Origin of the sequence: Pseudomonas fluorescens Q2-87 (assembly GCF_000281895.1) — a bacterium.
Classification (GTDB): Bacteria; Pseudomonadota; Gammaproteobacteria; order Pseudomonadales; family Pseudomonadaceae; genus Aquipseudomonas; species Aquipseudomonas fluorescens_S.
Map to the genome: position 1 here is coordinate 1,340,945 of NZ_CM001558.1, position 25,724 is coordinate 1,366,668.

At 56.3% G+C, this 25,724-nt stretch carries 28 protein-coding genes; 8 read left to right on the forward strand and 20 right to left on the reverse strand.

Features of this window, described 5'->3' with window-relative positions; genetic code table 11:
- Nucleotides 1–20: 20 nt before the first annotated feature.
- Complete coding sequence (locus PFLQ2_RS30420; RefSeq protein ID WP_003178782.1) at nucleotides 21–158, reverse strand: hypothetical protein; 138 nt, start codon at nucleotides 156–158, stop codon at nucleotides 21–23.
- A gap of 937 nt (nucleotides 159–1,095) precedes the next feature.
- Between PFLQ2_RS30420 and PFLQ2_RS21595 the strand changes: the two genes are divergently transcribed.
- Together PFLQ2_RS21595 and arfB are read left to right on the forward strand one after the other, a co-directional pair.
- Complete coding sequence (locus PFLQ2_RS21595) at nucleotides 1,096–2,514, forward strand: amino acid permease (protein WP_003178783.1); 1,419 nt, start codon at nucleotides 1,096–1,098, stop codon at nucleotides 2,512–2,514.
- A gap of 221 nt (nucleotides 2,515–2,735) precedes the next feature.
- Complete coding sequence (arfB, locus tag PFLQ2_RS21590) at nucleotides 2,736–3,149, forward strand: alternative ribosome rescue aminoacyl-tRNA hydrolase ArfB (RefSeq protein WP_003178784.1); 414 nt, start codon at nucleotides 2,736–2,738, stop codon at nucleotides 3,147–3,149.
- On the opposite strand, the gene PFLQ2_RS21585 is transcribed toward arfB, so the two are convergent.
- The 3 genes from PFLQ2_RS21585 to PFLQ2_RS30425 form a co-directional block, all read right to left on the reverse strand.
- The gene (locus tag PFLQ2_RS21585) at nucleotides 3,146–4,345 is read right to left on the reverse strand and encodes an MFS transporter (protein ID WP_003178785.1); all 1,200 of its coding nucleotides are present in this window, start codon (nucleotides 4,343–4,345) and stop codon (nucleotides 3,146–3,148) included. The two genes, arfB and PFLQ2_RS21585, sit on opposite strands and share 4 nt — an antisense overlap.
- A gap of 102 nt (nucleotides 4,346–4,447) precedes the next feature.
- Nucleotides 4,448–4,642: a hypothetical protein gene (locus tag PFLQ2_RS21580; protein ID WP_003178786.1), complete on the reverse strand. Its 195-nt coding sequence runs from the start codon at nucleotides 4,640–4,642 to the stop codon at nucleotides 4,448–4,450.
- A gap of 75 nt (nucleotides 4,643–4,717) precedes the next feature.
- Nucleotides 4,718–4,861, reverse strand: a complete 144-nt coding sequence (locus PFLQ2_RS30425; protein WP_003178787.1) for a hypothetical protein — start codon at nucleotides 4,859–4,861, stop codon at nucleotides 4,718–4,720.
- A gap of 335 nt (nucleotides 4,862–5,196) precedes the next feature.
- Here PFLQ2_RS30425 and PFLQ2_RS21575 point away from each other — a divergent pair, with 335 nt between their 5' ends.
- Nucleotides 5,197–6,822 (forward strand): methyl-accepting chemotaxis protein, encoded by a 1,626-nt coding sequence (locus PFLQ2_RS21575; protein WP_003178788.1) that lies wholly within the window; start codon nucleotides 5,197–5,199, stop codon nucleotides 6,820–6,822.
- A gap of 53 nt (nucleotides 6,823–6,875) precedes the next feature.
- Here the strand turns inward: PFLQ2_RS21575 and PFLQ2_RS21570 are convergent, their stop codons facing one another.
- The 3 genes from PFLQ2_RS21570 to PFLQ2_RS21560 all read right to left on the reverse strand — a co-directional run bounded on the left by PFLQ2_RS21570 (nucleotide 6,876) and on the right by PFLQ2_RS21560 (nucleotide 9,664).
- A complete protein-coding gene (locus tag PFLQ2_RS21570) occupies nucleotides 6,876–7,898 on the reverse strand; it encodes a transporter (RefSeq protein WP_003178791.1) in 1,023 nt (340 codons plus the stop codon).
- A gap of 184 nt (nucleotides 7,899–8,082) precedes the next feature.
- Nucleotides 8,083–8,388 (reverse strand): PepSY domain-containing protein, encoded by a 306-nt coding sequence (locus PFLQ2_RS21565; RefSeq protein ID WP_003178793.1) that lies wholly within the window; start codon nucleotides 8,386–8,388, stop codon nucleotides 8,083–8,085.
- 148 nt (nucleotides 8,389–8,536) lie between these two features.
- On the reverse strand, nucleotides 8,537–9,664 hold the full coding sequence (locus PFLQ2_RS21560; RefSeq protein ID WP_003178795.1) for a glycerophosphodiester phosphodiesterase: 1,128 nt from the start codon (nucleotides 9,662–9,664) through the stop codon (nucleotides 8,537–8,539).
- 246 nt (nucleotides 9,665–9,910) lie between these two features.
- Between PFLQ2_RS21560 and PFLQ2_RS21555 the strand changes: the two genes are divergently transcribed.
- Nucleotides 9,911–10,237 (forward strand): DUF2025 family protein, encoded by a 327-nt coding sequence (locus PFLQ2_RS21555; protein WP_003178797.1) that lies wholly within the window; start codon nucleotides 9,911–9,913, stop codon nucleotides 10,235–10,237.
- Nucleotides 10,238–10,434: 197 nt separating this feature from the next.
- On the opposite strand, the gene PFLQ2_RS21550 is transcribed toward PFLQ2_RS21555, so the two are convergent.
- A complete protein-coding gene (locus PFLQ2_RS21550) occupies nucleotides 10,435–11,160 on the reverse strand; it encodes a CTP synthase C-terminal region-related (seleno)protein (protein ID WP_003178798.1) in 726 nt (241 codons plus the stop codon).
- A gap of 14 nt (nucleotides 11,161–11,174) precedes the next feature.
- Here PFLQ2_RS21550 and PFLQ2_RS21545 point away from each other — a divergent pair, with 14 nt between their 5' ends.
- Together PFLQ2_RS21545 and PFLQ2_RS21540 are read left to right on the forward strand one after the other, a co-directional pair.
- Nucleotides 11,175–12,122 (forward strand): LysR family transcriptional regulator, encoded by a 948-nt coding sequence (locus PFLQ2_RS21545; protein ID WP_088021767.1) that lies wholly within the window; start codon nucleotides 11,175–11,177, stop codon nucleotides 12,120–12,122.
- Nucleotides 12,123–12,214: 92 nt separating this feature from the next.
- A complete protein-coding gene (locus PFLQ2_RS21540) occupies nucleotides 12,215–12,745 on the forward strand; it encodes a DUF1003 domain-containing protein (RefSeq protein WP_003178802.1) in 531 nt (176 codons plus the stop codon).
- Between the two features lie 40 nt (nucleotides 12,746–12,785).
- Here the strand turns inward: PFLQ2_RS21540 and PFLQ2_RS21535 are convergent, their stop codons facing one another.
- A complete protein-coding gene (locus tag PFLQ2_RS21535) occupies nucleotides 12,786–13,394 on the reverse strand; it encodes a TetR/AcrR family transcriptional regulator (RefSeq protein ID WP_003178805.1) in 609 nt (202 codons plus the stop codon).
- Nucleotides 13,395–13,582: 188 nt separating this feature from the next.
- On the opposite strand from PFLQ2_RS21535, the gene PFLQ2_RS21530 reads away from it, so the two are divergent.
- Complete coding sequence (locus PFLQ2_RS21530; RefSeq protein ID WP_003178807.1) at nucleotides 13,583–14,641, forward strand: MBL fold metallo-hydrolase; 1,059 nt, start codon at nucleotides 13,583–13,585, stop codon at nucleotides 14,639–14,641.
- A gap of 18 nt (nucleotides 14,642–14,659) precedes the next feature.
- Here the strand turns inward: PFLQ2_RS21530 and PFLQ2_RS21525 are convergent, their stop codons facing one another.
- The gene (locus PFLQ2_RS21525) at nucleotides 14,660–14,977 is read right to left on the reverse strand and encodes a helix-turn-helix domain-containing protein (protein WP_003178809.1); all 318 of its coding nucleotides are present in this window, start codon (nucleotides 14,975–14,977) and stop codon (nucleotides 14,660–14,662) included.
- Between the two features lie 83 nt (nucleotides 14,978–15,060).
- A complete protein-coding gene (locus tag PFLQ2_RS21520) occupies nucleotides 15,061–15,837 on the reverse strand; it encodes an AraC family transcriptional regulator (protein WP_003178811.1) in 777 nt (258 codons plus the stop codon).
- A 111-nt stretch (nucleotides 15,838–15,948) separates the two neighbouring features.
- On the opposite strand from PFLQ2_RS21520, the gene PFLQ2_RS21515 reads away from it, so the two are divergent.
- A complete protein-coding gene (locus PFLQ2_RS21515; RefSeq protein WP_003178813.1) occupies nucleotides 15,949–16,761 on the forward strand; it encodes a sulfite exporter TauE/SafE family protein in 813 nt (270 codons plus the stop codon).
- A 5-nt stretch (nucleotides 16,762–16,766) separates the two neighbouring features.
- Here PFLQ2_RS21515 and PFLQ2_RS21510 read toward each other — a convergent pair whose 3' ends face one another.
- The 9 genes from PFLQ2_RS21510 to PFLQ2_RS21485 all read right to left on the reverse strand — a co-directional run bounded on the left by PFLQ2_RS21510 (nucleotide 16,767) and on the right by PFLQ2_RS21485 (nucleotide 25,157).
- Nucleotides 16,767–17,756 (reverse strand): hypothetical protein, encoded by a 990-nt coding sequence (locus PFLQ2_RS21510; protein WP_003178815.1) that lies wholly within the window; start codon nucleotides 17,754–17,756, stop codon nucleotides 16,767–16,769.
- Nucleotides 17,757–18,370: 614 nt separating this feature from the next.
- The gene (locus PFLQ2_RS21505; protein WP_003178818.1) at nucleotides 18,371–18,562 is read right to left on the reverse strand and encodes a hypothetical protein; all 192 of its coding nucleotides are present in this window, start codon (nucleotides 18,560–18,562) and stop codon (nucleotides 18,371–18,373) included.
- A gap of 146 nt (nucleotides 18,563–18,708) precedes the next feature.
- Nucleotides 18,709–19,218: a BRO-N domain-containing protein gene (locus PFLQ2_RS21500; RefSeq protein ID WP_003178819.1), complete on the reverse strand. Its 510-nt coding sequence runs from the start codon at nucleotides 19,216–19,218 to the stop codon at nucleotides 18,709–18,711.
- 394 nt (nucleotides 19,219–19,612) lie between these two features.
- Complete coding sequence (locus tag PFLQ2_RS28605) at nucleotides 19,613–19,822, reverse strand: KTSC domain-containing protein (RefSeq protein ID WP_088021768.1); 210 nt, start codon at nucleotides 19,820–19,822, stop codon at nucleotides 19,613–19,615.
- A complete protein-coding gene (locus PFLQ2_RS28610) occupies nucleotides 19,823–21,592 on the reverse strand; it encodes an ATP-binding protein (RefSeq protein WP_003178821.1) in 1,770 nt (589 codons plus the stop codon).
- Nucleotides 21,585–22,808 (reverse strand): SIR2 family protein, encoded by a 1,224-nt coding sequence (locus PFLQ2_RS28615; protein WP_003178824.1) that lies wholly within the window; start codon nucleotides 22,806–22,808, stop codon nucleotides 21,585–21,587. The genes PFLQ2_RS28610 and PFLQ2_RS28615 overlap by 8 nt, the downstream gene beginning before the upstream one ends.
- Before the next feature lie 102 nt (nucleotides 22,809–22,910).
- The gene (locus PFLQ2_RS21495) at nucleotides 22,911–24,158 is read right to left on the reverse strand and encodes a ribonucleotide-diphosphate reductase subunit beta (protein ID WP_003178826.1); all 1,248 of its coding nucleotides are present in this window, start codon (nucleotides 24,156–24,158) and stop codon (nucleotides 22,911–22,913) included.
- Between the two features lie 488 nt (nucleotides 24,159–24,646).
- Nucleotides 24,647–24,862, reverse strand: coding sequence for a hypothetical protein (locus tag PFLQ2_RS21490; RefSeq protein WP_003178829.1), 216 nt, complete (start codon nucleotides 24,860–24,862; stop codon nucleotides 24,647–24,649).
- Between the two features lie 31 nt (nucleotides 24,863–24,893).
- On the reverse strand, nucleotides 24,894–25,157 hold the full coding sequence (locus PFLQ2_RS21485) for a DUF2790 domain-containing protein (RefSeq protein WP_003178831.1): 264 nt from the start codon (nucleotides 25,155–25,157) through the stop codon (nucleotides 24,894–24,896).
- Nucleotides 25,158–25,724 lie beyond the last annotated feature (567 nt).

The window sequence follows — 25,724 nt, forward strand, 5'->3', positions numbered from 1 at the left end:
TCAGCTCCGCCGGGTATCGCTTACAGAGGCCACATCGCCGTGCCGAACGGAACGACCGCATCGGCTTGCATCATTTCGACAGCGGCTTCATGGGTTGGCGCTTCAAACCATTCGTCCAGTTGCAGTTCGGTTTCCAAGTCTTTGTCCAGTGCTTGCATAGTGAATCTCCTAGAGGACTTTTTACGGAAAACGCGGGCCGATCCGGCGAGCAAAAACTACACAGAACCGGCACCGCAAAACTTGTCGGCACGATGCCTTGGCAAGTCGCTGAAAACCTAGTCGAGGGATTTTTGGATTGCAAAAAATAATTTTATTTTTTTGAATGAACTTTTTATTCCAAATTGAAAGGCGAACATTACTCATTCAAAAACAGCTGTCTGGGGCGTTTATTTATTAGGTAGCTACCTACCGTCAATTTGCAGGCAGCCGACGGAATATTCCTACTCGGCAAGAATTCCTTACGGGTTGTAAAGAAATGCTGACGTCCGGACCCGGTTGTGAAGGCCGCAGCGGCAGCCTCAGGGAGTTGTAAGAAAAAGCTTCCGCAGACGCCGCCCCAGCGGTTCATTGCAGGCTCTGGCCTGCTTGTTTCAAACACGCGGGGAGGGTCAGATGCGCTCCATGCCTGTCGTGCAGGTGAATAACAAGAAGGAGGCGCAATGAACGCCGCAGCTCAACCGCATTTCTCCCGTCGTGGCGTTTTTCGCGCCACACCCTTCAAGGGCTCGCAAGGGCCTGGACGCATTTTTGCAGTCGCCCGAGACGCTCGAGGCGGCCCCGTGCAATCCCGGCAAACGACACGCTGATCCGGTGGTGTCTGGCAGCAGGGGGTCGGCGGTGTACAATGCGCCGCGTTTTACTGTGACCCTTCGCGTTCCCACGCACTTTCAAGGTTATCCACCTTGTTCACTCCGCCACGTCACAAGCGTGTCGGGTTCGATTTCGTCACAGATAAAAACAAACAGGTGACGCATGACTGTTGAAACAACGCTGAATTCTTGGTGCCTGCGCTGGGGTTTGATCGGCGCTGCTTGAGATCCGATTCGAGCGGCAACGTCTAACGAACATCATCAAACCTTGCGTGAGACCCTTTTCATGAGTGGACAAAACTCGCATTCAGGCGAGCTGAAGCGCGGCCTGAAAAATCGCCACATCCAACTGATCGCCCTCGGCGGCGCGATCGGCACCGGGCTGTTCCTGGGCTCGGCGGGAGTGCTGAAGTCAGCCGGCCCGTCGATGATCCTCGGCTACGCCATTTGCGGCTTCATCGCCTTCATGATCATGCGCCAGTTGGGTGAAATGATCGTCGAAGAGCCGGTGGCCGGTTCCTTCAGTCATTTTGCCCACAAGTACTGGGGCGGTTTCGCCGGATTCCTGTCGGGTTGGAACTGCTGGATTCTCTACATTCTGGTGGGCATGTCCGAGCTGACTGCGGTTGGCAAGTACATCCATTACTGGGCCCCGGACATCCCGACCTGGGTATCGGCGGCGGCGTTTTTCATCCTGATCAACGCCATCAACCTGGCCAACGTCAAAGTTTTCGGTGAGGCCGAGTTCTGGTTCGCGATCATCAAGGTGGTGGCGATCGTCGGCATGATCGCGTTGGGCAGCTACCTGCTGGTCAGCGGTCACGGCGGCCCGCAAGCCTCAGTGACCAACCTGTGGTCCCACGGCGGGTTCTTCCCCAACGGCGTGAGCGGCCTGGTGATGGCCATGGCGATCATCATGTTCTCCTTCGGTGGCCTGGAAATGCTCGGTTTCACCGCCGCCGAGGCCGACAAACCGAAAACCGTGATCCCCAAGGCCATCAATCAAGTGATCTACCGGATCCTGATTTTCTACATCGGCGCCTTGGTGGTGCTGTTGTCCCTGACGCCTTGGGACAGTCTGCTGACCACCCTCAACGCCTCCGGCGATGCCTACAGCGGCAGCCCGTTCGTGCAAGTGTTCTCGATGCTGGGCAGCAACACGGCGGCGCATATCCTCAACTTCGTGGTGTTGACGGCGGCGCTGTCGGTGTACAACAGCGGTACTTACTGCAACAGCCGCATGCTGCTGGGCATGGCCGAGCAGGGCGATGCGCCCAAGGTTCTGGCCAAGATCGACAAGCGTGGCGTGCCGGTGCGTTCAATCCTCGCTTCGGCTGCCGTGACGTTGGTGGCGGTGCTGCTGAACTACCTGATCCCGCAGCATGCGCTGGAGCTGCTGATGTCGCTGGTGGTCGCGACCCTGGTAATCAACTGGGCGATGATCAGCTACTCGCACTTCAAGTTCCGCCAGCACATGAACCAGACCCGCCAGACGCCGTTGTTCAAGGCGCTGTGGTATCCGTATGGCAACTACGTCTGCCTGGCGTTCGTGGTGTTCATCCTGGGTGTGATGTTGCTGATCCCCGGCATCCAGATCTCGGTGTATGCGATTCCGGTGTGGTTGGTGTTCATGTGGGTGTGCTACCTGATCAAGGACAAGCGCAGTGCCCGGCATGAGCTGGCTGTGGCGGCTGCTGCCAAGTAAGCAGTCCTGAAAGAAACAACAAACCCGGCCAAGTGCCGGGTTTGTTGTTTCAGGCAAGACCCCAACCCCTGTGGGAGCGGGCTTGCTCGCGAAGCCGGTGGCACATCCAACATCATCAAAATTGACCCACCGCTTTCGCGAGCAAGCCTGCTCCCACAGGAGTTACGCGTCGCCCTGGGGATTCGCGGTATTCTGTGGAGCCTGATTTCGGACCCTTTCCCATGCTGGCGATTTCCAACACTGAGCACATCCCGGACGCCGAGATCGAGCTGACAGCCATCCGTGCCCAGGGGGCCGGTGGGCAAAACGTCAACAAGGTGTCCAGCGCCGTGCACCTGCGTTTCGACATCCCGGCCTCGTCCTTGCCCGAGTTCTACAAGGAACGCTTGCTGGCCCTGCGTGACAGTCGCATCACCAGCGACGGTGTATTGATCATCAAGGCCCAGCAGTATCGCACCCAGGAACAGAATCGCGCCGATGCCCTGGAGCGCCTGACCGAACTGATCCTGAGCGCCACCAAGGTTGAAAAGAAACGTCGCCCGACCAAGCCGACCCTGGGTTCGAAAAAACGCCGCCTGGAATCCAAGACCAAGCGCGGCTCGATCAAGGCCGGGCGCGGCAAGGTGGATTTCTAGCTTCTCTCCCGTTCCTCGCGATACCTCGGCGCCTGCCGGTACAGATAGACGCTCAGCGCCAGTCCGCCGAGGGCCGCCAGGGCCGCGAACAGAAAAATCGAGGCAAAGCCGAAGCCTGCGGCAATCGCTCCAGCCAAGGGGCCGGTAATCCCCAGGGATAAGTCAATGAACAGCGAATAGGCGCCTACCGCGGCTCCACGGCTGGAAGCCGGCACCAGGTTGACCGCCTCCACGCCCAAGGCCGGGAACACCAGGGAAAATCCGAAGCCGCTCAATGCCGCGCCTGCCAAGGCCCAGTGGGCATCCGGGGCGAGCCACAGCAGCAACAGGCCCAGGGTTTCCACCGATAGGCAGGCAATCGCCACGCGAAAACCACCCAGACGGTTGATCAGGTTGCCGAACAACAAGCGCGCACCGATGAAGCTGGCGCCAAACAAGCTCAGGCATAACACCGCGTTGTCCCAGTGCTGGGTGGCGTAATACAGGGTGATGAAGGTGGCGATGGTGCCAAACCCGATGGAGCCCAAGGCCAGGCCGCAGCCGTGCGGCAGAACACGCCCCAGCACGTGCATGAACGGCAGACGCTCGCCGACGACGATGGGCGCGGCAGTCTTGCGCCAGGCCAGTGCCAAACCCAGCAAACCCAGCAAGATAATGCTGACGCCCATGCTCCACAGCCCCAGGCTATTGACCAGCCACACCCCCAATGGCGCACCGATCGCCAGCGCGCCGTAACTGGCGATACCGTTCCAGGAAATCACTTTGGCGGTATTGGCCGCACCCACTCGGCCGATGCCCCAGCCAATCGACCCCGAACCCACCAGGCTTTCCGCACTGCCCAGCACCAGGCGACCGATCAACAGGCTGATCAGGCTGAACGTGGGCAAATGCGGCGTCCAGACCGATACCAGCATGAACACACCGCTCAGCCCGCAGCCGGCGAGACCGATCATGACCGCGCGCTTGCTTCCCTGGTTATCGATGATTCGTCCTGCATAGGGCCGACTGAGGAGGGTGGCCAGGTATTGCACGCTGATCACCAGCCCGGCCATCACCGCGCCGAAACCCAGTTCGCTGTGGACGTAGCCTGGCAACACTGCCAGGGGAATGCCGATGTTCAGGTAGCCGATGAAGGTGAACAGGACGATGGAGACGACTTGCAGCGTGACCGCCAAGGCGCGCGGGGAATCTGACATGGGGAAAGGGTCCACGGAGCAGCAGGATAGATAGGCTGCTTATGATAGCGGCGAGCGTGCTGTCAGCGGAGGTAAAAGTAAAACTATTTGCCCAGCGGTTTTTCAGCTGTCGGGCCGTTGGCCGACCAGTTGCGTGGTGACCAGCGCGGCGAGGGCATTTTCTTCGGTGCCGAAACGGGCCAGCAGGGCGGCTTGTTTCTCAGGGGAGAGGCGTGTCCAGATCTCGACCATTTTTTCGGCGGTGCCGATCAGCACGCTGGCTTGGGCTTCGCTGAAGGTGTCGCGGTCATCGGTCATGGTAGGGGCTCGGGATTCAGGCAGTGTGGAAAGCGCATCTTAGCGCTTTCCACACGGTCTGGTGATGCGGGTGTATCAGTCTTCGTTGTCGGCCTGGCGGCGTTCAGTGGCTTCTTTCGGCTCGGGTTGCTGGGCGTCTGGTTGCCCCCCGGCTTGTAGCGTGGTCGTCTGCTCAGTGTCGTGCAGGCTTGGGAAGGGGAGATTAGGGATCTCGTGCATATCGCGCTCCTCGCAAAGTCTGTTGATCGATCGGGTAGATCCGCGCTTTTACAAAGCCTGGGCAGGATACAGCAGGGAAAATGACAAATAGACGATTAATTTCCGTTGCGCCGACAGATGGGGTTGTCTGCACAGGTACGTCCATTTAGAGGTCTGATAACCAGCGATTCGCTTTCTCGACCGATGGTCGGAAACGCTCAAGACCGCGGATTACGGGCCGATAGCCCAGGCATATCCCCTCGCATTCGGTTGCGACGCCGCGTACCGCGGACATGGAGGTCGGGACGTGTCGCTCTCTGAACCTGGCCCTTTTTCGTACCCTGAGATCGCCCTTCATGTTTCTACAAAAGTCCTTGAAAACCCAGATTCTCGCTCTGCTGAGCGGCAGCCTGCTGGCAATGTTGCTGATCGCCCTGGCGTCCTTTCATTTCCTTTCCGACGGTGTCCAGAACTACCGCAACTTGATCGACGGCCCGTTGCGCGCTTCGCAGCTGATCGACGAGGCCAACCTGCAATTCAAGGTGCAGGTCCAGGAATGGAAAAACGTGCTGTTGCGCGGCAAGCAGCCGGCGGAATTGGATAAATATTGGAAGCAATTCGAAGACCGCCAGCACGATGTCCAGGCGCTTCTGGGCGAATTGACCGGGCATGCAGGCGTTCCGGCGCCGATCAAGGCGCGCATCGAGCGCCTGCGTGACGAGCATCGGCAGTTGGGCGCAGCCTATCAGAAGGGACGTGATGCGTTTGTCGCGGCGGGTAGCGATGCGGCAGCGGGCGATGCGGCAGTAAAAGGTGTGGACCGCGCGGCCAGTGAGCAAATGAGCGAACTGGTAATCGACCTGCACAAGCTTGGGGCCGAGCAGTCGGTATCGATCAGCGCGGGGGCCGAACGCACGATCCTGCTCGGTGCCGTGGTGATGCTGGTTTCGAGCCTGCTCATCGGACTGTTCAGCCTGTGGCTGGTCAACCGTAGCCTGGTGCAGCCTATCCGTAGCCTGATTGAATACGTGACCCAACTGAGTCGCGGTCGTTTTGCCGAGCGGGTGGTCAGCAGCCGTCAGGACGAATTGGGTGACCTGGCGCTGGCAGCCAACACCTTGCGTGAGTTCTTGGCCGAAACCTTTACACGCCTGCAACGCAGTGCCACTGAGCTGAACAGCGCCAGTGGCGAGCTCAACGCCATCGCCGGCCTGATGAGCCATGGCACCAATGAGCAATTCGAACGCACCGACCAGGTGGCGACCGCGATGAACGAAATGTCCGCCACCGCCCAGGAAGTTGCCCGTCACGCCGCGGATGCGGCGCGGGCGGCCGACGATGCCGATCAGTCGGCGCAGCAGGGCGAGAAGGTCATGCAAGGGACCATCCACACCATCACGCGCATGCGCGGTGAAATCGCCAACACGGCCACGGTTATTCGTCAGCTGGAAACCGACAGCGGTCGCATCGGCAAGGTACTCGAGGTGATTCGAGGGATCGCCGAACAGACCAACCTGCTGGCTCTTAACGCCGCCATCGAAGCAGCGCGCGCCGGTGAGGCTGGACGCGGTTTTGCGGTAGTCGCCGATGAAGTCCGCAGCCTGGCCCAGCGCACGGCGTCGTCCATCATTGAGATCAATCAGATTATCCAGACCGTGCAAACCGGCGCTGTGGACGCGGCCCAGGCCATCGAGAGCGGGCAGTCGCGCAGTGAAGAAAGTGTGGAACAGGTGACCCAGGCCGGCGCCATGCTCGAACGCATCACCCAGGCCGTCGAAGCGATTCGCGACATGAACCGCCAGATCGCTACTGCGGCGGAAGAACAGACCTCCGTGGCCGAGGACATTTCGCGCAACCTCACTGAAATCACCAGCATCGCCAGCACCAACCTGGACAACGTCCAGCGCACCGAGGCCGCTGGTCGTAATCTGCATGGCCTGTCGGGCCAGTTGAACGAAGTAACGGCGCGGTTGAGTGCCTGATCTCATACATTTGCCACAAAACTCATGATGAGCTGGGGGCTAGAGGGTCGATCTCAATAATCACGCCGCTTGCGGAACGCCCATCGCCCGGCAATCAGCGTGAAGGTCGCCACCAGTGCCACGAGGATCCAGAAACCCTCGGGATCACCGGCCAGTGGCACGCCGCCGACGTTCATGCCAAAGAAACCGGCAATGATGTTGATGGGCAATGCCAGCACTGTGACCACCGTCAGGGTGAACAGGGTGCGGTTGCTTTGTTCATTGAGGTTGGCGGCTATTTCTTCCTGCAACAGTTTGATCCGTTCACCCAGGGCGGTGAGGTCGTTGATGATCAGCGCGAACTCCTCGGTGGATTTGCGCAACTCCTTGACGTCTTCCTTTTGCAACCACTGCGGTGGACGATTGAGCAGGCGCAGCAACGATCCAGGTTCCAGGGCCAGCAGCCGTTGCAGGCGCACCAGCACCCGGCGTTGGCTGCCCAATTCGCTGCGATTGGTCGACAATCGCGAAGACAGCAATTGGTCTTCGATCTGATCGACGCTCAGGCTGGTCTTGCGCACGATCTGGGTCAGCACTTCGCCTTGGTCGCGCAACAGATGCACGAGCAGTTCCAGTGGTGAGCGAAAGCACTCGCCGGCCTTGACCGATGAGCGCAGCTTGTCGACCGAGTGCAGGGGCTGCAACCGCGCGCTGACGATCAATCGACTGCGCACGCACACCCACAAGGTGGAGACATCCGAAGAGACAAGGTTGCTGAGGTTGAACACGACATCGTTCACCACAGCCAGCAGCGCTGAGTCCACATGTTCGATGCGGGTCGAGCGCGAGCCTTCGTGCAAGGCTTCGAAGAAATCCTCGGGCAAGGCCAGATGACTTTTCATCCAGCGCTCGCACGCCGCGTGGGCCAGGTTCAGGTGCAGCCAGAGAAACTCATCTTCATTTTGCGGTTGTTCCAGGCTTTGCAGGGCTTGGGCCGAATCGATTTCCCGTCCGCGTTCGCCAGGACGGAAACGAAAGCCGTAAAGCAGGCCGAACAGATCCGGATCGCGGTGACTTTGATCGATGCTGTGGTTCATGAGGTCTCGCTGGCGGGAAGTGCCTGTGGCGGCGACAGGTTCACTTGAATGGCATCATCGCAAGCTTTCTTGATGCTTTTGTGACAGCTTGGGTTGCCTTGCCAGACCGGTAAAGATTTACACCGCGCACGCAAAAGAGCCGCGCAACTCGAAAGTTGCGCGGCTCTTTATGTTTTGCTTTAGATCAAGTGTCTTGCTTGTTGCTCAGGACTTTGCCGGTGGTCGCATCGAAGTCCACATCAAACTCTTTGCCGTCGGCGGTTTTCAGTTCCACTTCGTACTCATAGCCATTGAAGTGATTGTCCAGGTCAGTGTCGGTGATGGTCGCGCCCGGGTGCAACTTCAGGGCTTCTTCGTTCATCGATTCGAGGGACTTGATCTTGCCATCCTTGACCAACTGAGGGATCTGGTCGATCCGCACATCCGCTTGGGCAAGGCCGGCGGTGAGGGTCAGGGCAGCAGCGGCGAACAGGGCAGTCAACGTTTTCATAAGTTCTTTCCTTGGTGTCATTAAGGGTGAGTCGTTCAAGTGGGTTCAGATTATCTCTGGCAACTTAACTCACCCTTAATTCGGAAAACTTTTGAAACGCGGGATAAGCCCATGGAAATAAAACCGTAGTCCCATGGGCGTATTCGGGTCAGTAACCGCTTTTCTCCAACAGCTGCGCCACGCTGCCAGTTTCGGGGCGCTTGAAGTATTTAAGCAGTTCGCTGGCGCGGTTGGTGAAAATGCCATCGACGCCGGCATCCATCACTTTCTTGAAGTCCACCGCTTCATCCACGGTGTAGACATGCACCAGCAAACCTTGGTCATGGGTGTATTGGTTCATCCACGGTTGCACCAAGTCTGCGTAGCTCTGGCTACCGCCATGGGTCAACGCAGCGGACGGTCCGGTGCCGATGGCGCCCTGGGCCTTGGCGTACTGGACCCATTTTTCGAACTCGGCCTTGTCCTTGGGCTCCTGCTTGGCGTAATAGGCCGCCTTGTCGGTTTCGCCGGACTGGGCAAAAGGCACCGTGGACTTGGGTTCGATGTTGCCTTCGCCGACCCACAACAACAGGACCTTCGGCACTTTCGGCATTTCTTTGTGCAGCAATTCGAGGCTGCTTTTTTCAAAGGTCTGCAAGACAACTTTGCCCTTGCCCTGGCCCACCCCGGTGGCGCGCTTGGCCAGTTTGGAACCGGACGGGCTCAGCCAGCCGCGATCCTGCAGCTTGTCCTTCAGATCGCGCTCGATGCCAGGGAACAGTTTCGGCTCCTTGGTTTCGATGTACAGCCCCGGTTTTTGCTGCGGGTTGCCCTCGGCGATGTCGATCACTTCATCAAGAGTGAGGATCTTCAGACCAGCGAACGAAGGACGGGCGCGGTCCGGGTAGGCGGTGTTGAACCAGCTGCCGGCGTCGAGCGTCTTGAGTTCCGCCATGGTGAACGCGTTGGCGGTGCTGTCCTTGCGCTCGGGGAATTTGACCGCGACGTCTGTGGTGCGCAGCAAGCTGTCGTCATGCAGCACGAACAGCACCCCGTCCTTGCTGCGTTGCAGGTCCAGTTCAAGGTAGTCGGCACCTAGGTCGCGGGCCAGTTTATAGGAAGCAGCGGTGGATTCCGGCGCGTCGAACGAGGCGCCACGGTGGGCGATGACCGCTGGGTGAGGAATGCCCTGAAGGGTCGCCAGGACCTTGGGGCTCGGAGCCTCCGAGGCTTGTGTCTGGCCGAAGCCGAGCAACAGGCTCAGCATCAGGACGCTGCGGGTAAAAGTAACAGGCATGCTCGAGATCCTTTCGTAGGTTTTCTGCAAAACCTATCTTTTAACAACTGAACGCTTTTGGCGCTATCGCCATACCGACATAAACATGTGCAAAGCAGATTTTTCCCACGCATTTTTGGGTCGCTTTGCAGTACCCTTGGCCGCATCAGTTTCCCCGGCAGAGGGAGACGCGAAGCCATCGCTCCATATGCCCTGTGTGTAAACCATCGACCGGACGTCCAGCAGGACGCATTCATGAGGTTTACCATGCGCACCACCTCCACATTCATCTGTCAGGCCGCCGACCAGCTCAAGGGTTTCGTTGGCCTGAACCGCAAGACCGGCCAATACATTGTGCGATTCAGCGAAGACGCGTTCGGCATGGACGTGGCCGACGACGGCATCATTCCCACCAGCGAATTTGTCTGGGCGCCCGCGGCAGACGGCACCATGGCCCTCAAGCGCGAGCGGATCCAGTTGCTGCTGGACCAGAACATCGACGACCGCATCAACCTCAGCGAACCACTGCGGGTCTACATGGCCCGCGGCGATCTGCCGGAAATCGTGGCGGTGCGGCAGTTGGTGGCAGGCTGAGCCGCAATCTTGAATTGAAATGTAAGCCCTGTGGGGGTGAGCTTGCTCCCACTTGGGCTTTGCGGTGAACAATGAATCGGTAGGCGCCCGAAATAAATGTGGGAGCGAGCTTGCTCGCGAAGGCGGACTGTCAGTCGGTAACAATGTTGACTGACCCACCGCTATCGCGAGCAAGCTCGCTCCCACAGGTTTTTGTTTTAGCTGACAGGAATGTTATGAATTGAATGGGCACATGCTTCGACGAATGCTTGGATTAGCGGCGGTACGTGACCTTCCAATGCAGCACGCTCAGGCTGGAACAGCGTCGCGACAAAGAACGGATGGTCGCGCAGTTCCACGGCTCGCAAATCGCCAGCCGAATCCCTGGAGACGGCGTGCAAGCGTTCACTCAGCAAATCCTTTTCGAAATCCGGATTGACCCCGAATCGGCAGCGGTAGCCCTCGAAAGCTGTCTGCTGTCCGTAGGCTTTGGCAATCAGGGAATCTGCTTCGAACCGGAGGCTGTCGATGGTTTCAATCAAGGCACAGCTCAACGGCGTCAACAGCGCCCGTTCGGCGTCGGGGGCGGTTTCGCCATGGGCGGCATCGGCCCAGCCCATCACATTGCGCGCATATTCCAGTACCGAGTGTTGAAAACCGCCGCACGTGCCGAGGAAGGGGCGACGTTGTTCGCGGGCAAAACGAATGGCTCGCAAGGCGCCGTCTTCGTTTCGGTAAGGGCTCCCCGGCACACACCAGACGCCATCGAAGTCGTTCAGCATCGTGTCGTCGGCGATGAGCTCGGTGGCCACCCACTGGAAACGAATGTCATGGCCGGTTTGTTTTCCGGCCAGTTCCAGTGCGATGGGGATCGCTCGGTGGGCGGTGATGTGTGGGTCGTGATCGCCGATCAAGGCAATGTGCAAAGGATGCTGTTTTTCCATGGGAGGCTCGCCGCTTGTTGATTCCTGGTTGCCACTATAGATTGGCGCTCACGCAATCAATATTGGCGTTTCCCCAAGTGATCAATGCATCGACGCACTATCGTCTGGACTACCCCGATCTTTCCCTGATCCTGGCGCTTGTCCGTGGCGGCTCGCTGGCGCGGGCTTCGCGGTTGCTGAAAGTGGACGTGTCCACGGTATTTCGCTCGGTGCGCCGGCTTGAGGCGGCCCTGGGTCAGCCTCTGTTCGAAAAAAGCCGTTCCGGGTATTTGCCCACGAGTCTGGCCCAGACATTGGCCGAACAAGCCGAGCGCGCCGAGCAGGCCTTGGAGGCGGCGCGGGTGGGTGTGGAGCAGGGCGGTGAGGTCATCAGCGGCACGGTACGCCTGACGTGCAGTGACTCAGTCCTGCAGGCATTGCTGTTGCCTGCGCTGGCGCGGTTCATGCCCAACTATCCGGCGCTGACCCTCGAACTGAGCACTTCGAACGACTTCGCCAACCTCAGCCGCCGCGACGCCGACATCGCATTGCGGCTGACCCGTACGCCGCCAGAACACCTGGTCGGTCGAAACCTCGGCAACGTGGCGTACCGGGTCTGTGCCAGCGCCACTTACCTTCGCTTGATGCAACAGCAAGACCTGGCCTCCATGACTTGGATAGCACCGGATGATTTTCTTCCAGATCACCCCACCGTGGCCTGGCGCCGTCAACAGCTTCCTGGCGTCGTGCCTGCCTATCGCTGCAACAGCATGCTCTCGGTCACCGAGCTGGTGCGGGCCGGCCTGGGGGTTGCGGCGCTGCCGGACTTCCTGATTGACGAGCATCAGAGCCTGGTTCCGTTGGGCGAACCGTTGGCAGGGTATGACACGGCGCTTTGGCTGCTGACCCGTCCGGACTGCCGCGCCTTGCGTTCGGTGGTGACCTTGTTCGACGAGCTGGGGCGCAATCTGCGCTGGCGCTGACCTTAAACGAACGGCGTACGCACGGTTTAATCGAGGATGAGCGGCCAACGGTTATAGTGCTGTTAGCTCCAACCCCCGCCGAGAACATCATGATGACGAAATCGCCTCAACCCACCGCTGCTCCAGTTGACCATCTACGTTTTCATCGCCCCCACGCTCATCTGGGCCCGACGTTCGGCAATGACCGCTTCGCCCTGAGAGCGGAGGCTTTCGCGCGTTTTTTCGGGACGCCTATGTTCCTGGGGGCGCAAACGCTGATCGTGCTGTTATGGGTAAGCCTGAACTTGGTGGGGGTCTTTCACTTCGATGCTTATCCGTTCATTTTGCTTAACCTGGCGTTCAGCCTGCAATCGGCCTATGCCGCTCCGTTGATCCTGCTGGCGCAAACCCGTCAGGCGGCCCGGGACAAAGCCCAGGCCGAAGCCGATGCCCAGCATCGTGAAGCCTTGGCCATCGCCAACAGTGAGCGTCAGGCCCAAGCTGCTCAGAACACCGCGCAGTTGCTTGAGTTATTGGAACAGAACACCCGCCTGACGGAGATGACCAAGGCGTTGACTGAACGTATCGATAGCTTGACCACGGAAATGCATCAGAAATTCGTCAGTGCCCCACCGGCGCAGTAATCCTCAAACAGTCCCAATGCTTGACTGTGCGAGGCGATGTTCAGGCCTGGTAACAGGCCAGGAACATATCCAAGGCTGATTCGACCACTTGTGTTTGCTGGTCCAGGGACAAGCTCGGCTGGCCCATGGAAATCTGTGGCCAAAAAGCAAATGCCTTGAGCAAGCCATGCATCTGTTGAGCGGCAAATGCCGGGTCCAGCGGTTTCAGCCGGCCATCGGCCTGGGCAAGGCGAATCCATGACGTCAGGCCTTCTTCTCGCTCGCCCATGCGCGCAACCATGTCCTGGGCTCGTTCAGGAGAGTGAATCGTCGCGGCGATGGCGATGCGCGCCAGGTCGAGGAAGTTCTCATCAGCGAGCATGTGCAACTTGGCTTGAAGCAGCGTTTGAAGCTGTTCCCGTAACGGCTTTGTTGAATCGTAGGAAGTGTCTTGTTCTGCCGTAATGCTGTTCCATAACCGGTTCAGAATCTCGGCAAACAGCTCCTCCTTGCTGGGGAAATGGTTGTACACCGTGCGTTTCGATACGCCGGCCGTTGCTGCGATCTTGTCCATGCTGGTGATCTCGAAACCGCTGCTACGAAATTCGGCGATCGCGGCCTGAAGGATGGCTTCGCGTTTTCGTTCGGTAAGGCGCTGCGGTACGGTCATGGGCGTTCGTCGGTTGAGAGAGGAGAACTTGCACTGGGCAGTTTACTTGCTCCCGGGATTCATGCAATCTAGAAACTACACCGAGTGGTGTACTTCACGAGCGAACGGCTAAGCGTGCATGCAACGGCCATCCAGCGTCCCACCACGGCGAAGCGCAATTGCGACAACGTCCTTGGAGCTATCGCACCATGAGCATTCCTTCTTTTTCGACCGACAACCCACCTGCCGATCATTCGTCCCGGCACGAACAGGGCAAGTACCGCAATCGCGCCTACACACCGCGGGAAGGGGTCGGCAAGACCCTGCGTATCATCTGGAACATGATCTTCCACAAACCGCGCAGCACCCGGCCTGCGGGCGCTATCGATGTTCAGCCGTTGACGCACGCCGCGTTGCTGGCCGCGCCGAACCACAGCGTATTCCGCCTCGGTCACTCCACCGTGCTGCTCAAGTTACGGGACAAATTCTGGCTGACCGACCCGGTGTTCTCCGAACGCGCTTCGCCCGTACAATGGGCCGGTCCCAAGCGTTTCCATCAGCCGCCTATCAGCCTGGAAGACTTGCCGCCGATCGAAGCGGTGATCCTTTCCCATGATCATTACGACCACCTCGATCACCAGGCCATCCTCAAGCTTTCCGCCAAGACCCAGTATTTCCTGGCGCCGCTTGGCGTGGGTGACACCTTGGTCAAATGGGGCATCGAGGCCAACAAGGTGCGCCAACTGGATTGGTGGCAAGGCACCGAGGTGGACGGTATCGAGTTCGTTGCCACGCCGTCGCAGCACTTTTCCGGTCGCGGTCTGTTCGATAGCAACAGCACGCTATGGGCCTCCTGGGTCATGATCGACGGCGGCACGCGGATCTTCTTCAGCGGCGACACGGGTTATTTTGATGGCTTCAAACGCATCGGCGAGCAGTACGGACCTTTCGACCTGACGCTGATGGAAACCGGTGCCTATAACGTCGATTGGCCCCATGTCCACATGCAGCCGGAGCAAACCCTGCAGGCTCATATCGACCTCAAGGGCCGCTGGCTGCTGCCGATCCACAACGGTACGTTCGACCTGGCGATGCACGCCTGGTATGAACCCTTCGATCGCATCCTGGCCTTGGCGTGGGAGCGCAGCGTATCCATCACCACGCCGCAGATGGGCCAGGCATTCACCCTGAGCCAGCCGCAACGTGGCCGGGCCTGGTGGCTGGATGTAGAGGCCTCGGCCTATCAGAACCAGACCGGCGTGGCCTGACAACGGAAGCAATGCCCATCATTCGATCATGGCGTAGTCCGCCCGCTCCATTGGGTCCGGCGTGGCGCCCTTGATGTTCATCCCACGCCCCGGGGCGAAGCCGGGAAAGAACACCAGGCCTTCGGATTCCAGCCGAAAGGCCAGGGCCAGGCGCGTCACGTCGAGCAATTGGCCTCCGGCTTCGAAACGCCGGATGGCCTGGACCGAGACGCCGGATTGACGCGATAACTCCTCGACACTCCAGCCCAGCATGGCGCGGGCTTGCGCACTATGGGCGGGGGTGAATTGATACACAGCGATGCGTTGCAGGGTGGTCTTGATTGCGAGAGAGGCCATGGGAGTTCTCCAAAGCTGTTGAATTCAAAAATACTGTGTTTTTGTACAGTTGTTTTGAATCCGGATCAATCTCATTTTTTTGATCAATGCCCAGCGGTCCCTTCCTGCCAGGCGCTAGGAGCTTGACCCAGCACCCGGCGAAACATGGTGGAAAACGCTGCGGGACTGTCATAGCCCAGGTCCAGGGCAATGCGGGTCACCGAGTCCCCCTCAGCCAAGCGTGGCAGCGCCGACATCACGCACGCCCGTTGTCGCCATTGACTGAAGCTCAGCGTGGTTTGTCGGCTGAACAGCCGATTGAACGAACGCAGGCTGACAGGCAACTGCGCGGCCCATTGCGCGGGTGAAACATGGGCGTCGGGATGCTTGAGGAATGCTTGGCACAGCGATAAGAGGCGCGGGTCCTTGGGCAGTGGTAGGTGCAGCGGTAAATGGGCGCTGCGCGACAATTCGTGCAGCAGCAGATTAATCAACGCGCCGTCCCGTCCAGCCTCGTCATAGTCCGGCGCAAGCTCCACAGCCTCCAGCAGCAAGTGGCGCATCAGGGGCGAGACATTGATGACCTGGCAACGATCGTCCATGCCCGTCACGGCGGCCGGTTCGATATACAGGCTTCGCGTGCTGACGCCCACCATCAGCACCTCATGGTCGACCCCGGGCGGAATCCACACTGCCCGTTGCGGTGGTACCACCCAATTACCGTTCGTGGTGCTGACTTGCATCACACCCGTGGCGCCATACAGCAACTGTGCCCGGCGGTGATGGTGCAGCGGCAGTAAATGTCCGTGAGGGTAATCGGTACCAATGGCGACGACGGCCCTGGGCGTCGCATCCAATAAATCGATCGAAGTGTTGCGCATTGAAGGGTGACTCGAGATTGGCGTGAACGCGAACAGTATTGTCCGACTTGCTACAGCAGGCCAGCCCTCGTTTCCCTATCGTGGACGCCTCCATTCCTCGGACTTTCCTAGATGTTCTACGTTTTGCTCGCCTGTTTCGGCTGCCTGAGTGGCGTCACCGCCGTGCTGTTTGGATTCGGCGGCGGCTTTGTCGTGGTGCCCTTGATCTATCGCCTGCTGGTTTCAAGCCACGCAGGTGACGTTATCGGAGAATCGGCGATGCACATCGCCGTGGCCACTTCCACCTGCGTCATGATCGTCAACGCCCTGGTTGCCACTCGAAAACATCACCGCGCCGGACAACTGCTTCGTCATTACTTGTGGCCATTCGGCGGCTTCATCGCCCTGGGCGCGACCCTCGGCGCAACGGCCGCCACCTGGATGAGCGGCGAGATTATCCGCTACGCCTTCATTGCCTACTTGGGCCTGACCATTTTGGATTGCCTGCTGCGGCGAGGTTTTCTGACACGCGCCAGCGATGCCATCCCACGGTCATTGTCGACAATGGAGACGACGTTCGGTGGTACTGCTGTCGGAATCATTGCCACATTCCTGGGTGTCGGTGGAAGTGTCATGACCGTGCCGCTGTTGCGCCGGTGTGGCTTGAACATGTCCCAGGCCACCTCCATGGCCAACCCGTTGAGCGTCCCCGTCGCCCTGGCCGGCACCTTTACCTACATGGCCTTGGCCAGCTTCACTGACACAGACTTCGGCCCATGGTTTGTCGGTTACGTCGACCTACTGGCCTTTGTTGCACTCATACTCGGCGCGTTACTGGGTATTCGCCTGGCAACGCCGTGGATCGGGCGGATACCGGATCGCCTGCATGCGCGAGTGTATGTGGGGTTGTTGATGGTGGTGATGGGGGGGATGTTGCTGGGGTAGGGGCGTTATTGACCCGCCAACCCCGGCGCTTCCCGGATAATGAAGTGGTCCAGGTTCTCGATATTGGCACTGAATACCCCGAACGTCTGCTCGGGGTTTTTCTTGCTCGGCACCTGCTTCAACTTCGGCGTCACGCCATAAAAGAAGCAATACAACGGCGCGTCACTCTCGATGGCGTGCTTGATCTCTGCCAGAAACGCTTTGCGCTTGCGGTAGTTGTCGATCAGCTTCTTGCTCAGGTAAACGTTGACCGAGTAAGGCTTCTTCTTTGTCTCGCTCGGTTGCTTGACCCAGACCTTCTGTTCGAAATCGATGCGAAAACTGGCGCTGTGATAGTCCTCGATTTTCTTGATCTTGCCCCAGTAAATCAGCCCTTTGTTGTCCTGCAAGAACTCGATTTTCTTGAAGAAAGAACTGTAGGGCGCCGTGTGCTCGCCAATCTTCAGTGGCATGCGCTTGAGCAGATCCTTGTCCGCGAAGTTCGACACGAAGCACTCCACCGGATGGGCGAAGACATGGGTCTTGTCGGGCGCCGAATCACGGCTCGGGTGCTCGTCATGCCTGGCGATCGAAGGCACTCGCTCATCACGCAACACGTCCGCGTCCACCGCCGGGCTGGACGGCTTACGCACGTATTCACGTCGAACCAGCAACAGCTCCGAAGGGAAATGTTCCTCCCGACCGTCATCCGATTCCGCACCATCCACTTCCAGGCCCGACGCCGGTGCTTTCAGGCTGACATAAGGACAACCCTCGACATGCCGCGTGCTGGGGATGTTCTTGAAATGCGGCGTACGCACGTAGTTCACATTCTTGGCGTTGAACGTCCCCAACACATTCGCCGCATCAAATGCTGCCCGGCAGTCGTCGTTGGGGCATTGGAACTGTTCTTTCGCTGAATCGAACGCCACCGTCTCGTCGAAATTCAAATCGCGCACGTCATAGATCGACAGCTTGTCGTCGAGGCTGCGGCAGTAGGCGAGGTCGAATTTCATGAGGGGCTCGGGTCCTTGAGTGGGGAAGGGTATTAATAGCGGGAGGCGGGGTGGGTTGCACTGACTGTTTTCAGCTCAAAGTAAATATGTAGCAGTGCCGACCATGGACAAGGCCCGAGACGTTGCTGATATTCTTCCAGCACGACTCCGATCCTGTGGCGAGGGAGCTTGCTCCCGCTGGGCTGCGCAGCAGCCCCCATTTCAATATCACCAACAAAAACCACTGCCCGAACACAGACGACAGCGTCGCAATTACAACTCGCTTCACCACGCACGTGCATAACCGGAACTATATTGCCGGAAGTGGAGGGGTGAGCCACGACAATCGGAATTATAGTTCCGACTATGTTGGACAAGCCTGCTTCTGAAGCGAGCGTTGCTTACGCTGTGAGGCATTGCGAAGGCCAAGGTTGATGACAAGGGGGATCGAATGAGTGATGACGCAAAATCCGTAGGTACGCGTGCATGGCAGGGCGACAGGGTGATGATCACTAAGGCCGATAAGCCTCCTCTGGATCTGCTACCTCATGCTGATACGCCTCAGATGCGCAAGCCAGGTCGGTTGAAGGGGAAGATTCGGATGTCGGCGGATTTTGACCGCACCCCCGGGGACATCATCGAGGGTTTTGAGGGGCGGCCGTGAGTTCGGACGAATTTTCCTCATCTGAGATTTCAGCAGGCACCTCAGCAATGCAGGCTTCGTCGAACTCCCGCATAGTGGCCGTGTTGATAGCGCCGATTTTCAGCAGTGCTTCAGCCGAACTGTGAATCAACTCGAACGCCTCACTTTTGAATTCGTTAGTCATCAGTATCTCCAGTAAGTTGGACTCAAGCCTTACCCCACCCCCGTGGCGAGGGAGCTTGCTCCCGCTGGGCTGCGCAGCAGCTCAAAATGCCATATCACCAACAAAAAACCGCCGCCCGAACACGGACGACGGCATTTCATCAACAGTCAAAACCCCCGCAAAACCCGCGACGCCTTCCGCCACCAAGATTCATGCTGATTAAACGGATCATCCACCAATACCGCCGGCATATCCCGCAAACGAATCCATGGCTCATCCTGCCAGTGCAGCATGCAGAGCGACATCTTCGGCCAATCCAACACGCTCAACGTCGGCCGCTCCACCTTATGCGAGCAGCGCTCATCCCGCAGCGTAGGCACCACCTGATGCGTGATCCACTCACGCAGCAATCGATACTCAGGACAGTAGTGATAAACCAGCAACGCATAAACGCCCGACTCACTCAGCATCAGACGCTCTTCGGTCAAGCCGTGGACATGCACGAGCATCATCCGGCGCTGGTCGGGGTCAAGCTTGCGGGTCATGCGCTCATCGAGGTGCTTGCTCATCAGGCGTCCCAAGTCGGAGGCGCTGAACCAGGCCTGGTTTTCGACCAAGAGGGCATGCAGATGAATATTGTGGCGAATAAATTGAGTAGGAATCAGTGGATCAGACATGACCAACCTCCTTGCAGGAAGGCGCGCGGTCCGGTGTAACGCTGTAGCTGTTCATCCTTCAGGATGAAGGGAGAATTTTTAGGCATATCCATTACCTCTGTGTGGTGTCAGCTTTCTTAGGGCTGGGTGCCGGGAGCTAAGAAACCCCACACAGAGGGCCGGACTTATTCCCCTTTCGGGTCTTGTATTCGCCCACTCCCGGCATAACAGAGATTTTTTATGCGCACGGAGAAACCGTAGGCACAAAAAAGCCGCTACTGTCGGGTGCGGTTGGTCCGCTGTGTGAGGTGTTTCTTAGGCACCGGATTTGGAGACTATGGCTTTGCAAGCGATTGGTCAAGACGGAGTGTCTAGGTGGCGTCAATCCGTGGGGCAGCGTCAACTACGGTAGTTGTCAAGTTTGCTGATAGCTATATATATTTCGAATGTTTGCGTGGAAGAAAGAGCCTACCGAACCTGCATTTATTAGGGCTGTGTAAATGTCTTCTGGTACGTCGTAATAATCATAAATTGAGCCATTATTAAACTCAATTTGTAAGGTGGATGTCTCTGATTCATAGCCAACACTGGCTACGTTGCTTGAACTAACCGATATTCTTTCCATTTACGTTTTCTCCTTCAGGGTTTCCTGGTTTCGCCAGGCCGATACTAAAATTCCATAGTCCTCTGATGTGCGTGGAGTTGCCCAGTTCTTTGATACTTCTGGGTCTTTGCTGTTTGGATATTTGTCAGGAGGTAGTATGCTAATTCTGCATCTTGTTGGGAGCTTTGCTGCCTCTCCAACGATTATGGCCTCACCTGTTCTTAACACCGGGAGAGAATCAATTATTCCCGCTAATCCTTCTGACATTGCGGATTTAACTATGCCTCTATCCGTTGAGTTGTTTATTCGAAGCGCGATAATTGTTCCGCATTGCGATAAAATGGTTTCATCTATCTCTGAAGGTCTTTGGCTAACAATCATTGCTCCTACACCAAATTTGCGGCCCTCCTTTGCAATTCTTTGAACCATATGCTTCGCTAGCCCTGTTTCGGACTTGGAGAGATATCTGTGCGCTTCCTCTAGTACTACTAATAATGGGCGACTTTTCATCCCCGAGGATAGATTTCTACCCCATATTGCCGACTCAAATAAAATGTCTAGAATTGACCCGAGAAGTAAACTCAATCGAGTGGAGGGCATTCCTGATAAGTCAAGTATTGTGATGGGTTTATCATGTCCTAACCATTCAGCTAACAGCTCGTCTAGATCTTTTTCGACTTTGCCGTCTTTGTCTGGATTCCAAGGACCGGGATTTAGTAAAAAAGAATATTGTGAATCGAGCAATCGGGACTTCATTAGCTCGAGCTGCTTCTTTATTTGTCCGGGGCCACCTTTTTGTGGTGGGCTCTTACCAGCACCTGGCGGCTTAAATTTTGGTGAAATTAACTTGTCGAAGTCGCCCTTCGAGGTATAGGCCGGGTCTGTTAAGTCTTCATCGTTCCAGTTGACAGTGTCGTCATGGTACAGATCGTACCAGATTTTTTTTATTCTATACGGTAAAGGGGTGAATCCGGTTATTTTTTCCGGGTCAATATCTAGAATTTTGTTTGTTGTTAGGGAAAGCTTCTTTTCTTCAATAGTCTTGTCTAGGTACTGTGTTTTATAGGTTTCGTTCAAGTTGCCGCACAGAAAGTCAATAAGATTTTCGGGGGAGATACACCAGTATGGGATGAAGAGTTTATTTACGCTGTCTGGTGTGACTGAAAAAACTTTGGCAATATCTCCCAGTGCAGAGGCGTACTCACCATGGATGTCAATTAGTAAGACTCTGGATGATGGGAGTTTTATGTGGTCGTTGTGCAAGACGAGCGATCTTAGAATGGAAGCTGTGCTTGTGGATTTTCCTGAGCCGGTCGATCCTAATATTGCGGAGTGTCTTGAGACAAGTTTATTTAAGTCAACGCTAACGTCTATCCCATCTGAGCTCGACAATTTACCTATTTTAAATTGTCCTTCGTCTGAGGTCCCGAAAATTGTTAGAAGATCGCTATCGACAACAATGTGGACGTTGTCACCTATGCTGGGATATTCGCTAATACCTCTATCGAACTCGCCGCCGATGATCTCTCCGATTAATTCGACTCGTATCCAGCGTCTTTGCGGGAATATTTTATGGTCGCTTTCTAAGTTTGAAGATTCGTTTGATTCGGAAATAACACCATATAATTGATTGTATCCAAGGGGGATTTTTACGAAGCTTCCGACTTGGCCGATCCTGTAGTTTTTGCCCTCAAGAATAGTTATTCCGGACTCCATTGTTTCAGAAAGTTCAACAGCAATGGATGAACTCGAAACGGAACTAATATTCCCTAGCAATGTGGGGCTATACATGATGTTTGTCATCCCCGCTTGTTTGGATATGCGGTGGTTCAGAGAGTTGGAAGGGGGGAGTTAGTGGTATTTCTTCAAATTTAATTCCAAATTCACCTCCAGCAGTCGCCAAGAAACGAGTTAGTATCTTGAAGTCTCCAAGAAGAAAGTCCTCGTTCTTGAAGTATTCTTCTCTAATAGCTTCCCAGTTTTTGGCTGGTAGTATCCCCGTACGCCATTTCGCTTCTACTCCATTAATTATTGCCCCGTCCCTGCAGAAAACACTCACATTGGGACATTTCATAGCAATTTCGCGAGCGAATGACTCTTCAGATAGCTTATTGTATTGAAAGGCGAACATGGCTGTTGAGGGATTTGCTATTAAGCTTTCAATTATTTTTGAAGTTATGTGGGCGTCTGCGAAAGAAAAGCCTGATGAAATTAATAAAGTGTCTGGTTCTAAGAGGAAGTTTTTAAAGCGCTCAAATAGAGAAGAAAATGGTGCCGCTTGAGTTTGGTCGTATTTTATGTGTGATGGGTAAACCATGCTCGTGTTTTGTGAGTGAGGTATTCTGATGACCTCCTTGCTTGGCCCGATTTCCCATCCAATTGAACCGTGCAATTTCCATAGCCTTACCCACCTTGATGGTAGATCATTTCTTGAAATACTTGATGGGTCGAAAAAGGCATTTCTAGAGCCACTAAATCCATCGAAGTATGGTGTTTTAACGCGCTCTAATGCCTGCTCCACTAGTAAGTCATAATTTGTGGTGAAGATCTCAACTCCGTGCTTTCTATTAATTCCGTTAATCCAAGATACCAGTTCGCAGTATGGGGTGGGGCTCGCTGGTAGTTCTCGGTCAACTACTTTTTTTATGGAGTTGCATATGTTTTCCGTAAGCTGTGTAAAATTTTTGCTGTCATAGCCGTGAACTGTTGCTGTTCCTATAACATCCGCTAGTGCTCTAATTTTTGACAAGACTTTTTCGAAGTTTTTATCATCTATCGAGTTTTCAATTTCATTGAAAACTCTTAGGTCTTCCGTGGATAGATCTAACTTTATAGCGCGAGTTAAGCCTACAACGTTTGGGATTAGCGGCTCCCAAGTGTCTTTTCCAACGTTGATACTTACAGGTGCTCCCGCGCCGAGAAGGATCCCAATTTTCTTCTTGCCATTAGTGATGATCTGACGAAAGCCAAACATGTATTGGTCGGGGTTGTGCACGGACTCGTTCATGCCAGTTCCTTAGCTAAAAAAAAGCCCCGCATGAGCAGGGCTTTTTTAGCTACCCTAACAACCATGTAAGGTAGACTCTTATTGCATGGCATTACGCCACTGTCAATCCCAGCTCAAAGCCCCACCCGTCTGATACTCAATCACTCGCGTCTCAAAGAAATTCTTCTCTTTCTTCAAGTCCATGATCTCGCTCATCCAAGGGAACGGGTTAGTCGTGCCTGGATACTCTTCCTTAAGACCAATCTGCGACAGACGACGGTTAGCGATGAACTTGAGGTAGTCCTCCATCATCGCCGCATTCATCCCCAACACGCCGCGAGGCATGGTGTCGCGGGCGTATTCGATTTCCAGCTGGGTCCCTTGCAGGATCATCTGGGTCGCTTCTTCCTTCATCTCGGCATCCCACAGGTGTGGGTTTTCGATTTTGATCTGGTTGATCACGTCGATGCCGAAGTTCAGGTGCATGGATTCGTCGCGCAGGATGTACTGGAACTGCTCGGCGACGCCGGTCATTTTGTTGCGGCGGCCCATGGAGAGGATCTGGGTGAAGCCGCAGTAGAAGAAGATGCCTTCCAGGACGCAGTAATAAGCGATCAGGTTGCGCAGCAACTCTTTGTCGGTGTCCGGGGTGCCGGTTTCGAACTTCGGATCGGAGATCGAACGGGTGTATTTCAGGCCCCAGGCGGCTTTTTTCGCGACCGATGGGATCTCGTGGTACATGTTGAAGATTTCGCCTTCATCCATGGCCAGCGATTCGATGCAGTACTGGTAGGCGTGGGTATGGATCGCCTCTTCGAACGCCTGGCGCAGGATGTATTGGCGGCATTCCGGGTTGGTAATCAGGCGGTACACGGCCAGGACCAGGTTGTTGGCAACCAGGGAATCGGCGGTGGAGAAGAAGCCCAGGTTGCGCATCACGATGCGGCGTTCGTCGTCGGTCAGACCTTCCGGGTCTTTCCAGAGGGCGATGTCGGCGGTCATGTTGACTTCTTGCGGCATCCAGTGGTTTGCGCAGCCGTCCAGGTACTTCTGCCAGGCCCAGTCGTATTTGAATGGCACGAGCTGGTTGAGGTCGGCGCGGCAGTTGATCATGCGCTTTTCATCGACGGCGACACGGGCGGCGGCGCCTTCGAGTTCGGCGAGGCCTTCGGCGACGTCGAGTTTGTCGAGGGCGGCCTTGGCGCGAATGATCGCGGCCGAGTCGCTGGCCGTCACGGCCCGGGCTTCAAGAGCAGCGGCACCGCCGGCGCTGTCGAGGCGGTCCATGTTGGCTTCAGAAGCGTGGCCGGCGTTGGCGCCTTTTACAGCAACTTCGCCGTCTTCTTTGTCGAATTCGTCCCAGCTCAGCATGACGTGTCGTCTCCTGCGTGAGGGCCAGATGCCCGATGAAGGCCTACTGGCCGCGGTGGATCTTGGAAAATCGTTTGTTGCAGCAGCTAACGCAGGCAATAAACAGAAAAATGTACGGGCGATCCTGAAGCGGCTGTGTACGCGAGGAGGCTAGGGGCCCCTGCGTGGGCTTCAGGTTGGCTTGACTCCCTGTAAGGGAATATTGCAGGCCCGTTTAAGGCGGCATTATAAGGACTTTTTTGCCTACGTGCTGCGGCGAAATGGCTCACAGAAGGGGTGGCGAAGGGCATATCCGCGTGGGAGCGAGGGTTTACAAGGCTTTGGCCGTTGAAGATTTTTTTTGCATGAGTCGGATGGCCGTTTTTTTGATCAAAAAACGAGCGTTTTTTGCAGTTTTGCACTACATGTTGTGTTTATGAAGGGTTTTCAGCGGTTGCAGACACAACCAGGCCCGATCGAAATCGGGCCATGGAAAATGCCAGTATTGATCAATCGGTACGGCTTGAGCCGGTGCGATCGCTGCCATCGGCGGCGACGGTTGCCGAGTCGCTGTGGTCGAAACCGTCGGTGGCGATAGTGGCTGCATCCGTCAGGTTGTAGCGATCGATGGCGGCGGCGGAACCGGTGCGATCGAAGCCGTCGGCGGCGAAGCTATTGGCGGCCAGTACGGACAGGGTCAAGGCGAAGAACAGTTTGCTTTTCATGGTGGTTGCTCCTGGTTCGTTCATACGTTGATCAGCCGTTGGAGCAGCCGTTGCCCATGATGCTGTAGCGCAGGATGTGACGTTGGCCTTTGGAGTCGTCGTATTCCATCTTTGCCGGGACCACTTCGCAGATATTGGGGATTTCGCTCATGGAGATGACTTTGGCGATATCCAGGTGAGTGGAGTAGGTGTACTCCTCAATGGCTGGCTTTTGCTGTGCGACATCGGTCGGGGCCTCGTCTGCCATTGCGGTTGCGCAAAGACTGCCGAGGACCAGAACCCATAAAGCTTTCATCTTTATTTCACCTTTTTTGAGGTCGAATGGGGTCACGCAACCTTTTTGGGGTTGCGTGTGGAGCAAGTTTTGGAAGTTGGATTAACGGCCTTCGTGGGGGCTGTGTTGCGTTAATCGTGTTTGCCGGTTGGCGAGGCGGATTTTAGAAGGTGAGGGTAGGGGTAAACAGACTCGGTTTTGATAAACACTGTTGGTTGATCTGGTAATAATCGTCGTAGGAAGCGGTGGCTGTCTGTTACATCTGTGTTGGATCTACCGCCGTCTTCGCGAGCAAGCCCGCTCCCACAGGGGGATCTGTGTCGCACACAAAGTAGGCATTCACCGACATTCAACTGTGGGAGCGGGCTTGCTCGCGAAGGCGGCATTTACATCAAATGTTGATGTTGACTGACACACCGTCATCGCGAGCAAGCTCGGCTCCCACAGGGAAATTCCTGCTGGCAACGCCTTGCACGTTAGTACCGACATTTTGTAGGGACTTGTTACTACCATCGTCGAATGGTTCTATAGGCCCGCCCCGGGCTACAACGGGACCATACAAAAACAACTATGTCTCCGAGGTAAGAA

What these genes read in the sequence shown, in the direction of transcription:
- PFLQ2_RS30420 (WP_003178782.1), bottom strand. Translation starts at nt 158, where the DNA reads ATGCAAGCACTGGACAAAGACTTGGAAACCGAACTGCAACTGGACGAA.
- PFLQ2_RS21595 (WP_003178783.1), top strand. Translation starts at nt 1,096, where the DNA reads ATGAGTGGACAAAACTCGCATTCAGGCGAGCTGAAGCGCGGCCTGAAA.
- arfB (WP_003178784.1), top strand. Translation starts at nt 2,736, where the DNA reads ATGCTGGCGATTTCCAACACTGAGCACATCCCGGACGCCGAGATCGAG.
- PFLQ2_RS21585 (WP_003178785.1), bottom strand. Translation starts at nt 4,345, where the DNA reads ATGTCAGATTCCCCGCGCGCCTTGGCGGTCACGCTGCAAGTCGTCTCC.
- PFLQ2_RS21580 (WP_003178786.1), bottom strand. Translation starts at nt 4,642, where the DNA reads ATGACCGATGACCGCGACACCTTCAGCGAAGCCCAAGCCAGCGTGCTG.
- PFLQ2_RS30425 (WP_003178787.1), bottom strand. Translation starts at nt 4,861, where the DNA reads ATGCACGAGATCCCTAATCTCCCCTTCCCAAGCCTGCACGACACTGAG.
- PFLQ2_RS21575 (WP_003178788.1), top strand. Translation starts at nt 5,197, where the DNA reads ATGTTTCTACAAAAGTCCTTGAAAACCCAGATTCTCGCTCTGCTGAGC.
- PFLQ2_RS21570 (WP_003178791.1), bottom strand. Translation starts at nt 7,898, where the DNA reads ATGAACCACAGCATCGATCAAAGTCACCGCGATCCGGATCTGTTCGGC.
- PFLQ2_RS21565 (WP_003178793.1), bottom strand. Translation starts at nt 8,388, where the DNA reads ATGAAAACGTTGACTGCCCTGTTCGCCGCTGCTGCCCTGACCCTCACC.
- PFLQ2_RS21560 (WP_003178795.1), bottom strand. Translation starts at nt 9,664, where the DNA reads ATGCCTGTTACTTTTACCCGCAGCGTCCTGATGCTGAGCCTGTTGCTC.
- PFLQ2_RS21555 (WP_003178797.1), top strand. Translation starts at nt 9,911, where the DNA reads ATGCGCACCACCTCCACATTCATCTGTCAGGCCGCCGACCAGCTCAAG.
- PFLQ2_RS21550 (WP_003178798.1), bottom strand. Translation starts at nt 11,160, where the DNA reads ATGGAAAAACAGCATCCTTTGCACATTGCCTTGATCGGCGATCACGAC.
- PFLQ2_RS21540 (WP_003178802.1), top strand. Translation starts at nt 12,215, where the DNA reads ATGACGAAATCGCCTCAACCCACCGCTGCTCCAGTTGACCATCTACGT.
- PFLQ2_RS21535 (WP_003178805.1), bottom strand. Translation starts at nt 13,394, where the DNA reads ATGACCGTACCGCAGCGCCTTACCGAACGAAAACGCGAAGCCATCCTT.
- PFLQ2_RS21530 (WP_003178807.1), top strand. Translation starts at nt 13,583, where the DNA reads ATGAGCATTCCTTCTTTTTCGACCGACAACCCACCTGCCGATCATTCG.
- PFLQ2_RS21525 (WP_003178809.1), bottom strand. Translation starts at nt 14,977, where the DNA reads ATGGCCTCTCTCGCAATCAAGACCACCCTGCAACGCATCGCTGTGTAT.
- PFLQ2_RS21520 (WP_003178811.1), bottom strand. Translation starts at nt 15,837, where the DNA reads ATGCGCAACACTTCGATCGATTTATTGGATGCGACGCCCAGGGCCGTC.
- PFLQ2_RS21515 (WP_003178813.1), top strand. Translation starts at nt 15,949, where the DNA reads ATGTTCTACGTTTTGCTCGCCTGTTTCGGCTGCCTGAGTGGCGTCACC.
- PFLQ2_RS21510 (WP_003178815.1), bottom strand. Translation starts at nt 17,756, where the DNA reads ATGAAATTCGACCTCGCCTACTGCCGCAGCCTCGACGACAAGCTGTCG.
- PFLQ2_RS21505 (WP_003178818.1), bottom strand. Translation starts at nt 18,562, where the DNA reads ATGACTAACGAATTCAAAAGTGAGGCGTTCGAGTTGATTCACAGTTCG.
- PFLQ2_RS21500 (WP_003178819.1), bottom strand. Translation starts at nt 19,218, where the DNA reads ATGTCTGATCCACTGATTCCTACTCAATTTATTCGCCACAATATTCAT.
- PFLQ2_RS28605 (WP_088021768.1), bottom strand. Translation starts at nt 19,822, where the DNA reads ATGGAAAGAATATCGGTTAGTTCAAGCAACGTAGCCAGTGTTGGCTAT.
- PFLQ2_RS28610 (WP_003178821.1), bottom strand. Translation starts at nt 21,592, where the DNA reads ATGTATAGCCCCACATTGCTAGGGAATATTAGTTCCGTTTCGAGTTCA.
- PFLQ2_RS28615 (WP_003178824.1), bottom strand. Translation starts at nt 22,808, where the DNA reads ATGAACGAGTCCGTGCACAACCCCGACCAATACATGTTTGGCTTTCGT.
- PFLQ2_RS21495 (WP_003178826.1), bottom strand. Translation starts at nt 24,158, where the DNA reads ATGCTGAGCTGGGACGAATTCGACAAAGAAGACGGCGAAGTTGCTGTA.
- PFLQ2_RS21490 (WP_003178829.1), bottom strand. Translation starts at nt 24,862, where the DNA reads ATGAAAAGCAAACTGTTCTTCGCCTTGACCCTGTCCGTACTGGCCGCC.
- PFLQ2_RS21485 (WP_003178831.1), bottom strand. Translation starts at nt 25,157, where the DNA reads ATGAAAGCTTTATGGGTTCTGGTCCTCGGCAGTCTTTGCGCAACCGCA.